General features: G+C 70.4%; 9 protein-coding genes. 1 reads left to right on the forward strand and 8 read right to left on the reverse strand.

Annotated elements, in window-relative coordinates; genetic code table 11:
* Positions 1–42 precede the first annotated feature (42 nt).
* The 6 genes from ETD86_RS14055 to rpmE form a co-directional block, all read right to left on the reverse strand.
* Positions 43–423, reverse strand: a complete 381-nt coding sequence (locus tag ETD86_RS14055) for a hypothetical protein (protein ID WP_138666591.1) — start codon at positions 421–423, stop codon at positions 43–45.
* The gene (locus ETD86_RS14060; protein ID WP_138666592.1) at positions 423–2,642 is read right to left on the reverse strand and encodes a hypothetical protein; all 2,220 of its coding nucleotides are present in this window, start codon (positions 2,640–2,642) and stop codon (positions 423–425) included. The genes ETD86_RS14055 and ETD86_RS14060 overlap by 1 nt, the downstream gene beginning before the upstream one ends.
* A gap of 109 nt (positions 2,643–2,751) precedes the next feature.
* Positions 2,752–3,399 (reverse strand): L-threonylcarbamoyladenylate synthase, encoded by a 648-nt coding sequence (locus ETD86_RS14065; RefSeq protein ID WP_138666593.1) that lies wholly within the window; start codon positions 3,397–3,399, stop codon positions 2,752–2,754.
* 121 nt (positions 3,400–3,520) lie between these two features.
* Entirely contained in the window at positions 3,521–4,375 is an 855-nt protein-coding gene (gene prmC, locus ETD86_RS14070) for a peptide chain release factor N(5)-glutamine methyltransferase (RefSeq protein ID WP_138666594.1), read from the reverse strand.
* Positions 4,372–5,424 carry a peptide chain release factor 1 gene (prfA, locus tag ETD86_RS14075; protein WP_138666595.1) on the reverse strand — a complete coding sequence of 351 codons (1,053 nt, stop codon included), beginning with the start codon at positions 5,422–5,424 and terminating at the stop codon, positions 4,372–4,374. Before prfA ends, prmC begins: the two co-directional genes overlap by 4 nt.
* Before the next feature lie 81 nt (positions 5,425–5,505).
* Entirely contained in the window at positions 5,506–5,724 is a 219-nt protein-coding gene (gene rpmE / locus ETD86_RS14080) for a 50S ribosomal protein L31 (protein ID WP_106248153.1), read from the reverse strand.
* A gap of 199 nt (positions 5,725–5,923) precedes the next feature.
* On the opposite strand from rpmE, the gene ETD86_RS14085 reads away from it, so the two are divergent.
* Complete coding sequence (locus tag ETD86_RS14085) at positions 5,924–6,946, forward strand: hypothetical protein (protein WP_138666596.1); 1,023 nt, start codon at positions 5,924–5,926, stop codon at positions 6,944–6,946.
* Here ETD86_RS14085 and ETD86_RS14090 read toward each other — a convergent pair whose 3' ends face one another.
* The gene (locus ETD86_RS14090; protein WP_138666597.1) at positions 6,947–7,582 is read right to left on the reverse strand and encodes a response regulator; all 636 of its coding nucleotides are present in this window, start codon (positions 7,580–7,582) and stop codon (positions 6,947–6,949) included.
* A gap of 10 nt (positions 7,583–7,592) precedes the next feature.
* The gene (locus ETD86_RS14095) at positions 7,593–8,855 is read right to left on the reverse strand and encodes a sensor histidine kinase (RefSeq protein WP_138666598.1); all 1,263 of its coding nucleotides are present in this window, start codon (positions 8,853–8,855) and stop codon (positions 7,593–7,595) included.
* Between the last annotated feature and the right edge of the window lie 85 nt (positions 8,856–8,940).

Here is an 8,940-nt window from a genome sequence, read left to right on the forward strand (position 1 = left end):
CAATGTACGCCCTAATGTCCGTTTCGCCCACAAGGCGGGCCGTTAGTTGGCGCGGGGGATGCTGGCCGTGGTCGGCAGCCAGCGGGGCGTGTCCGCCGCCCGGTCACTGATGGCCGTCAGCACCGCGTGACGGTAGACGGCCAGCTTGGTGCGCCATTCGCGGATCTCCTGGACGTAGCGCTCACCGACCGGGGCGTCCCACGTCTGGGGGCTCCTCGCCCGGTTGTAGGCCTTGTCGAGGGCCGTTCTGAGCTGCTCCAACTGGGGCATGACGGTGTTCCACGCTTCGACCAGGCGGTCGTAGTCGGGATTGAACCGCCAGGTGGCGGTCGTGTCGTCCAGGGCTCCGGCGGTGGCGGACGGTGGTCGGTCTTTGGGGTCATAGGGGTTGAAGGCTTTGGGAGCCGGTGGGTCGACGTACATCAGGCGCTCCTTTCCGGCGTGCCGGGATCGACCGCACCCGGTGGGCCGTCCGGGCGGATGTCCTCGGGGGCCCACTCGCCCTGGCCGTACTCGCCGGGCGGGACCTGCACGGAGGGCATCTCCTGCGGCTGGATGTCGCGGTGGTTCTCGACCACCGTCCTCAGGGCTTCCAGGTCTGGTGGCGGGACGTCTACGGAGACGACGTCGCTGCCGTCGCTCGCCCACGCCTCGCGCCCCGTCCGGCCCTCACCGTCGCCGGCCGCCCCGTCGTACGCGCCCGTCGACGTGACGCCGTCGGCATCACTCGGCGCCCCACCGTAAGTGCCACTCGGCGTGGCGCCGTAGTCATCACTCGGCGTGGTGCCGTAAGCGCCCGCTCGCGTGTCCGGTGCCGTGAGGCCGGCGTTGTCGGCCGTCCCCGTGCCGGGTGCCTCGGCGGCTGCTCCCGTGCCCGTGCCCGCTTCGCCTGCGGGTGGCGTGGGCGGGATCCGGACGCCGGTGTCGCCGTCCGGCGGGGTGCCGCCCGGTGCCGCGCCCGTGCCACCGGGCGTTGATCCGGTGCCCCCCGGAGTGCCATCCGCCTCCGGCGGCCGCGTGTCCGTGTCCCGGGGCGTGGTCTCCGTCCCATCGGGCGTGGTGCCCTTGCCGTCCGGCGTGGTCTCCTTGCCGTCCGGAGTCGGGTCCGTACCACCCGGGGTCGGGTCCGTGCCGCCCGGCGTCGGATTTGTACCGCCAGGGGTCGGGTCCGTACCGCCGGGGGTCGGGTCCGTGCCGCCCGGCGTCGGATTTGTGCCGCCAGGGGTCGGGTCCGTGCCCCCCGGCGTCGGATTTGTACCGCCCGGCGTCGGGTCCGTGCCGCCCGGCGTCGGATTTGTGCCGGAGTCGCAGCCGTCGTCGGCTCGCGTGGCCGAAGAAGGATCATCGATCGGCGTGACGCCCACCGAGCCATAGCCGTCCGTGCCTGGCCCGCTGTAACCGCCACCGCCGGATGTGGCCGCCGGGCCGGTGCCGTCCGAGGCCGATGACGTCGGCGGGGGGGTCACCTGGTCGCCGCCCGTGGTCGGGCTGCCCGGGGCGATGGAGCCCGGGTCGCCGTCCGGGCGGATGTCGCGTTCGACCCACTGGCCCTTGCCGTACTCGCCCGCCGGGACCTCCACCCCTGGCATCTCCTGGGGCGGGATGTCGCGGTGGTTCTCGATCACCGTCTTCAGCGCGTCCAGGTTGGGCGGGTTGGCTTCGGCCGAGACAACGTCGCTGCCGTCGTTGGCCCAGGTGTTGACGTTCGAGGCGGCGGTGGTGTCGGCGGGCATCTTCGGCATCTCCGCCGGCTGGACCTTGTCGGTGTTCTCGAGCAGGTCCTCCAGTTGCTCGGCCGTGGGCGGGTCGAGGGGTATCTGCAGGACCTTGACCCCGTCGACGACCACGACCTGCGGCTTGGTGACATCGGTGTCGTCAGGATGGTCCTTGGCCGACGTGTCCGTCCCACCGCCGGTGTCCGTCCCGCCCGTGCCTGTGCCGCCGCTGTCCGCCTCGGCCCCGCGTTCGCGCCGGCTGTCGAGATCGTCATCCTTGGGCTGGTCCGCAGGTTGATCACCGGTGCTCCCGCCGGTACCTGAGTCCGCATCCGCCCCGGTGTCCTTGCCCGTGCCGGTGTCCTTGCCGGGGTCGTCGGCGCCGTCGCACGTCTTGCCGTCGGAGCCGGTCTTGCCGTCCGAGCCCGTCCCACCATCAGCGCCGGTCTTGCCGTCCGAACCCGTCCCACCATCAGCGCCGGTCTTGCCGTCCGAACCCGTCCCACCATCAGCGCCGGTCTTGCCGTCCGAACCCGTCCCACCATCAGCGCCGGTCTTCCCGTCGGAGCCCGTCCTGACGTCGTCGTCCTTTGGGGTCACCTCGTCGGGCTTTTCGCCGGCGCGTGGGTTGTCGTACTTGCCGTCCTCCCCACGCACTTCCTTGGGTTCGTCCCCGGCCGCAGCCCCGGAGCGGGGTGGGTCGACCCGCTTCTCCAGGACCTCGAGCCGTACGTTGACGTCCCTGACCATCTCGTCGGCCGCGTCCGCGACCTGGGCGGGACGGTGGGTGGTCTGCGTGGACAGCCCGGCCCGGCCCATCACGAGCCTGACCCGATCCTCGACCGCGCGCATCTGCGTGGCCGCGTGTTTCACCTCGGTCAGCAGATCACGGACCAGCTTGGGATCCATGCCGTCGAACTTGCCCATGACCCACTCCCGGACGTATCGCCGCTCCGGGCCTCACCGTAATCTCGGCCGGAGCCCCGTCGCAGCCGGGATAAGCAGACGGTATACGTCGGCCGGCCAGGTCAACCGATCAGTCGTCGGTGGCGACGTAGCCGATGATGCCGCGCAGCTTCTCCACCGGGATCGCGCCGCGACGCAACATCCTGGGCACGGCCGTGGTCAGGTCGAGGATGGTGGACGGCGTGTTGTCCGTGGTCTTGCCACCGTCGAGGTAGACCGCGACCGCGTCGCCCAGTTGCTCCTCGGCCTCCGCCGCCGTGGTGGCGGCCGGGGCGCCGGAGCGGTTGGCGCTGGAGACCGCCATGGGCCCGGTCTCCTTCAGCAGCTCGAGCGCCACCGAGTCGAGCGGCATGCGTACGGCCACCGTGCCCTTGGTGTCCCCCAAGTCCCAGGAAAGGGCCCTGTTGGCCTTGCAGACGAGCGTGAGCGGCCCGGGCCAGAAGGCGTCTATCAAGTCCTGCCCGTACGCTCCCATGTCGTCTATGAGCGCTGTGGCGGCTCTGACGGTGCCGACCAGAACGGGCGGCGGCATGTCGCGGCCGCGCCCCTTCGCGTCCAGCAGCGCGGTGACCGCCGCCGGAGTGAAGGCATCGGCGCCGATGCCATAGACGGTGTCGGTCGGCAGCACCACGAGCTCGCCCCTGCGCACCGCCGCAGCGGCCTCCTGCAGGCCATCGGCCCGCTGTTCGGGATCTGAGCAGTCAAAGCGTTTTCCCACGATCCTTTGGCCTCGCTCCGCTCGGCAGCGAGCGGCGCTATCGAGGCCTCCTCCTTCCTCCACCTTCGGTCGCTTCGTTCCCTCTCGTCGTCAGGAGAAGGCCGCGGCGCTCGCGAAAATCCTATTCCTGGCCCAGCCTGGCCGTGACGAAGCGATCTCTTCTCGTGAGGTCCTGGCGCAGCCGCACGTCGCGCCAGCCGTTGTCCTCGGGGAACGTCAGGTAGACGGCCCTGCCCTGCTCGTCGGCGTGCTCGACGGCCACCCAGCCGCCAGGACGCAGCAGGCGGCGGGCCGTGCGCTCCACCGCGCGCACCTCCCCGAGTCCGTCGTCGCCGGAGCCGTAGAGCGCCCGCGAGGGGTCGTAGTCGCGGACCTCCGGGTCACGCGGGATCCCGCCGGGCGGGATGTAGGGCGGGTTGGAGATGACCAGGTCCACCTTGCCGTTGAGCTCGGGCAACGCCTCGGCGAGGTCTTCAGGGTGCAGGTGCGTACGGCCCTGACCGTGCTCGGAGATGTTGCGCTTGGCCCACGTGTACGCCGCGGGGTCGACCTCCACGGCGTGGACCTCGGCCAATGCCACCTCCTGCGCGATCGAGAGCGCGATCGCGCCGGACCCGGTGCCGAGGTCGACCACGAGCGGGGCGGTCACGTCCATCTCGCGCAGCGTCTCGATCGCCCAGCCGGCCATCACCTCGGTCTCCGGCCGCGGCACGAACACGCCGGGCCCGACCGCCAGCTCCAGGTAGCGGAAGTACGCGTGCCCGGTGATGTGCTGCAGCGGCTCCCTGGCCTCGCGCCGGGCGACGCCCTCCCAGAACAGCGCGTCGAAGTCGCCGTCCTTGACCGTGTGGAGCTCGCTCCTGCGCACGCCGTGGACGAATGCCGCGATCTCCTCCGCGTCGGTGCGCGGTGAGGGCACGCCGGCCTCCGCCAGCCGCGCGGTGGCGAGGGCGATCTCGTCCAGCAGAAATGTCATGAGTGTTGTGCGAGCTTCTCCGCCATCTCGGCGTCGATGAGGGCCTGGGTGACGGCGGTGAGCTCGCCGTCGAGAACCTGGTCTAGGTTGTACGCCTTGAAGCCGACGCGGTGGTCGGAAATGCGGTTTTCCGGGAAGTTGTACGTGCGGATGCGCTCGGACCTGTCGACCGTGCGCACCTGGGACCTGCGCTCCGCCTGCGCGGCGGCCTCGGCCTCCTCCTGCGCGATGGCCAGCAGCCGGGCACGCAGGATGCGCAGCGCCGACTCCTTGTTCTGCAGCTGGCTCTTCTCGTTCTGGCAGGAGACGACCACGCCGGTGGGCAGGTGGGTGATGCGGACCGCGGAGTCGGTGGTGTTGACGCTCTGACCGCCGGGGCCGCTGGAGCGGTAGACGTCGATGCGCAGGTCGTTGGCGTCGATCTGGACGTCGACGTCCTCCGCCTCCGGGTAGACGAGCACGCCCGCGGCGCTGGTGTGGATGCGACCCTGCGACTCGGTGACGGGCACCCGCTGCACGCGGTGCACGCCGCCTTCGAACTTGAGCCTGGACCACACGCCCTCGTCGCCCTTGGCCTTGATGCCGACCGTGACGTCCTTGTATCCGCCCAGGTCGGACGGCTGGGAGTCGATGACCTCGGTCTTCCAGCCGAGCCGCTCGGCGTACCGCAGGTACATCCGCAGCAGGTCGCCGGCGAACAGCGCGGACTCCTCGCCGCCCTCGCCCGCCTTGATCTCCATGATGATGTCCTTGTCATCGTTGGGATCACGCGGGATGAGCAGGTGTTTGAGCCGCTCCTCCAGCTGGGGGATGCGCGCTTCGAGCTCGGCGGCCTCGGTCGCGAACGCCTCGTCCTCGGCGCCCAGCTCCTTGGCGGCGGTCATGTCCTCGCGGACGGACTCCAGCTCGCGGTAGGTGCCGACGATCGGCGTGAGCTGGGAGTAGCGCCTGCCCAGAGTGCGGGCCTTGCTCTGGTCGGCGTGCACGGCGGGGTCGGCGAGCTGCACCTCCAGCTCGGAATACTCCTTGAGCAACTCGTCGAGGTTCACCGTGGGTCCTTCAGTCGTGGGTTCTTCACCAACAACGCCGACCCGGCGCACCTGCGTGCGTCCGGGCCGGCGTGGGTGAAGCTACTTGCCCGTGGCCTTCTTGCCGAAGCGCTTCTCGAAGCGTGCCACCCGGCCGCCGGTGTCGAGGATCTTCTGCTTGCCGGTGTAGAACGGGTGGCAGGCAGAGCACACGTCGGCGTGGATCACGCCGTTCTTGGCGGTGCTGCGGGTGGTGAACGTGTTGCCGCAGGAGCAGGACACCTGCGTCACGTTGTAGTCAGGGTGGATGTCGCGCTTCATCGCTGTCCTTTCGGGGCGCGGCCGCCGGGTCGCCTTCACGCGTGGCGTGAACCGGAACCGCAAAATGGTCAGCTACCAGTGTGCCAGATCGTGTAACCATCCCAGGCCATCCGGCATTCCCGCGATCTTCACAGCGAAGGAACGAATGTCACATTAGGCTCCCTGGCACCATCCCTCACTTTGGTAAGGATCACCAGGCATGAAGAGAAGGGTGCGGTCGCTGCTCGCGATCGCCATGGGGGCCGCCGTTCTCCTCGCGGGCACCGGTGTGAGCGCCGCCGCCGCGATGGCCGACGACTTCACGGGTGACGCCTCCGCCAGCGCGTCCATCCCGCTCCAGAACGACGTCGACGGCGTTGTGACGCTCACTCTCAAGGAGCCGTCCAAGGTCAGCAGCGTCACCGGCTCCATCGAACCGCCGGGCAAGGCGGCGAAGACGGTGACGTTCGACTTCAAGACAGGCGACACCGCCGCGACGCAGAAGATCACCGGCAAGTGGCCGATCACCAAGGACGACCCGGCCGGTGAGTGGAAGCTGAGCGTCGTCGTCGCCCGCGACACCGGCACCAACACCACCCCGTTCGCGGTCAAGGTCTCCGGCAAGCAGGGGATCACCGGCGCGAAGGTCAGCCCGAACCCCGTCCAGCTCGTCAAGGGCAAGGACGTCCAGGTCTCGGTCGAGGTCTCGGCGAAGGACGCGACCACGGTGTCGGCCAAGCTCGTCAGCGACGCCGGCGGCGAGTTCTACGACCTGGGCGACCTGGCCAAGGAATCCGACGGCCGCTACCGCGGGAGCACGTACTTCGCCGACGACAGCACCCCCGGCGACTGGACCCTCGAGGTGTACGCGCACAAGGGCGGCGAGACGCTCAAGGGCGTGGCGGCGTTCACGGTCGTGGCGCCGGAGGGCGGCGCGTCCAAGAAGGCCAAGAGCCGGGTCACGATCGCCGCGCCGAACAAGGTGACCAAGGGCAAGACGTTCAAGGTGTACGGCAAGGTCTACCGCGGCACCAAGGCGTACAAGGGCAAGACGGTGGAGGTGTACTTCAAGGCCAAGGGGACCAAGACGTACAAGCTCCTGGGCTTCGCCAAGGCCTCCTCGACCGGCAAGTACGCCAAGACGTACAAGGCCAAGAAGGACGGCTACTTCCGGGTCAAGGTGCCCGGCACGACGACGACGCGGAGCTCGCTGTCGCCGCAGGAGTTCGTGGACGTCAGGTAGCTAGCGGCCCAGGTAGGTCAGCACGGCCAGCACACGCCGATGGTCCTCGGGCGCCGGTCCGAGGGCCAGCTTGGCGAAGATGCCGGAAATGTGCTTCTCGACCGCACCTTCGGTGACGACGAGGCGGGCGGCGATGGCGGTGTTCGAGCGGCCCTCGGCCATGAGGGCGAGGACCTCGCGCTCGCGGGGGGAGAGCGTGTCGAGCGGGGCGCCGCGGCGCTGGCGGCTGAGCAGCTGCACGACCACCTCGGGGTCGATGACCGTGCCGCCCGCCGCCACCTGCCGCACCGCCTCCAGGAACTCGGCCACGTCGGCCACCCGCTCCTTCAGCAGGTAGCCGACGGCCTTGCCGATGAGGTCGCCCGCGTAGCGCTCCTCGACGTACTGCGACAGGACCAGGATCGGGAAGTCCGGCCGGGCCTCGCGGACCCGCAGCGCCGCCCGCAGCCCCTCGTCGGTGTGCGTGGGCGGCATGCGTACGTCGACGATCGCCAGGTCGGGGTCGTGCTCCCGCACCGCCGCCTCCAGCGCGGACCCGTCGGAGACGGCCGCCACGGTCTCGATGCCGCCGTCGGCGAGCAGCCGGGCCAGCCCTTCCCGCAGGAGTACGGAGTCCTCGGCGATGACGACGCGCATGGCCACATGACTACCATTCGCAGGACAGCTCCGCGCGCACGATGGTGGGGCCGCCTATGGGGCTGTGCACAACGAGCACGCCGTCGATGGTGGCCGCCCGGTCGGCCAGGCCCGACAGCCCACCGCCGGGGATGACGACGGCGCCGCCGACCCCGTTGTCCCACACGTCGACGATCACGCCGCGACGGTCCCTGAACACCGACACCGACGCCTCCGTCGCGCACGCGTGCTTGGCCATGTTGGCCAGCGACTCCGCGACGATGAAGTACGCGATGCTCTCCACCGCGGCCGGCGGCCGCTCCTCCAGCTCGACCGACACGTCCACGCGGATGGGCGCCCGCGCGGCCAGCCCCGACAGCGCCGCGTCCAGCCCGCGGTCGCTCAGGATCGCTGGATGGATGCCTCTGGCCAGGTTGCGCAGCTCGGCGATGGCGGCCTTGGTGCCCGCGTGCGCCTGCTTGATGAGCGACCTGGCCTCCTCGGGCTCGGCGTCGAACTTGGCCTGAGCCCGCCCCAGGTCCACCGCGACGGACAGCAGCCGCTGCTGCGCGCCGTCGTGCAGGTCTCGCTCGATCCTGCGCCGCTCCGTCTCGGCCGCGTCGATGCCCCGGGCGCGGCTGGCCCGCAGCCGCTCCTCCTCGCTGCCGCCGAGCAGCACCACGGCGAGCGTCCCGTGCAGCCAGGCCATCCCCCGCACGAGGTACGCGGTCAGCACGAGCAGCACGACGCCGAAGACGGAGGCCACCCAGGCGGCCGTCCAGTCCTCGAAGACGTACTCGCCTCCCCCCACCACCTCGTCCATGGCCAGGATGAAGGGGGCGAACATCAACCCGCCCGTGGCGATCCACAGCCCGGCCGACGCCACCGCCTCCACGAGCCCGAGCGGCAGCAGCATCAGCAGGTAGCCCAGGTCCTTCCAGGTGGCCGGATCCGTCACCAGCCAGTGGATGTGCGCGCCCAGCCCTCGCTCGGGCCGGCTCCGGTACGGGTCGGGGATCCTGACCCCGAACGCCGCCCCCAGCATCCTGCGCTCCAGCATCGCGCCGCCGCGCCACATGAACATGGTCGCCATCGCCAGGGGCACACCGACCCAGACGACCGTGAGCGCGAGCGAGGTCGGCACCGCGAACGCCAAAACGACGAACCAGCCGAACCCGAACGCGACGCTGACCAGCAAGTACGGTGCCGCACGCCATGTCATCGGATCGACCAGGACGCCCAGCGGTCCCTTCGGCCCGAGCGGCACGCGGTCTTTCAACGCCACCGATCGCATGCCCCAAGCGTGCCCTGAGGAGCGGCGCGCGGGAATGCGGCTGCCGTCCGGCCCGGGGTAGGGCTAGCCCCACTGCCCCCACACC

It is taken from the genome of Nonomuraea turkmeniaca (assembly GCF_005889735.1).
In the GTDB taxonomy this organism is placed as follows: Bacteria; Actinomycetota; Actinomycetes; order Streptosporangiales; family Streptosporangiaceae; genus Nonomuraea; species Nonomuraea turkmeniaca.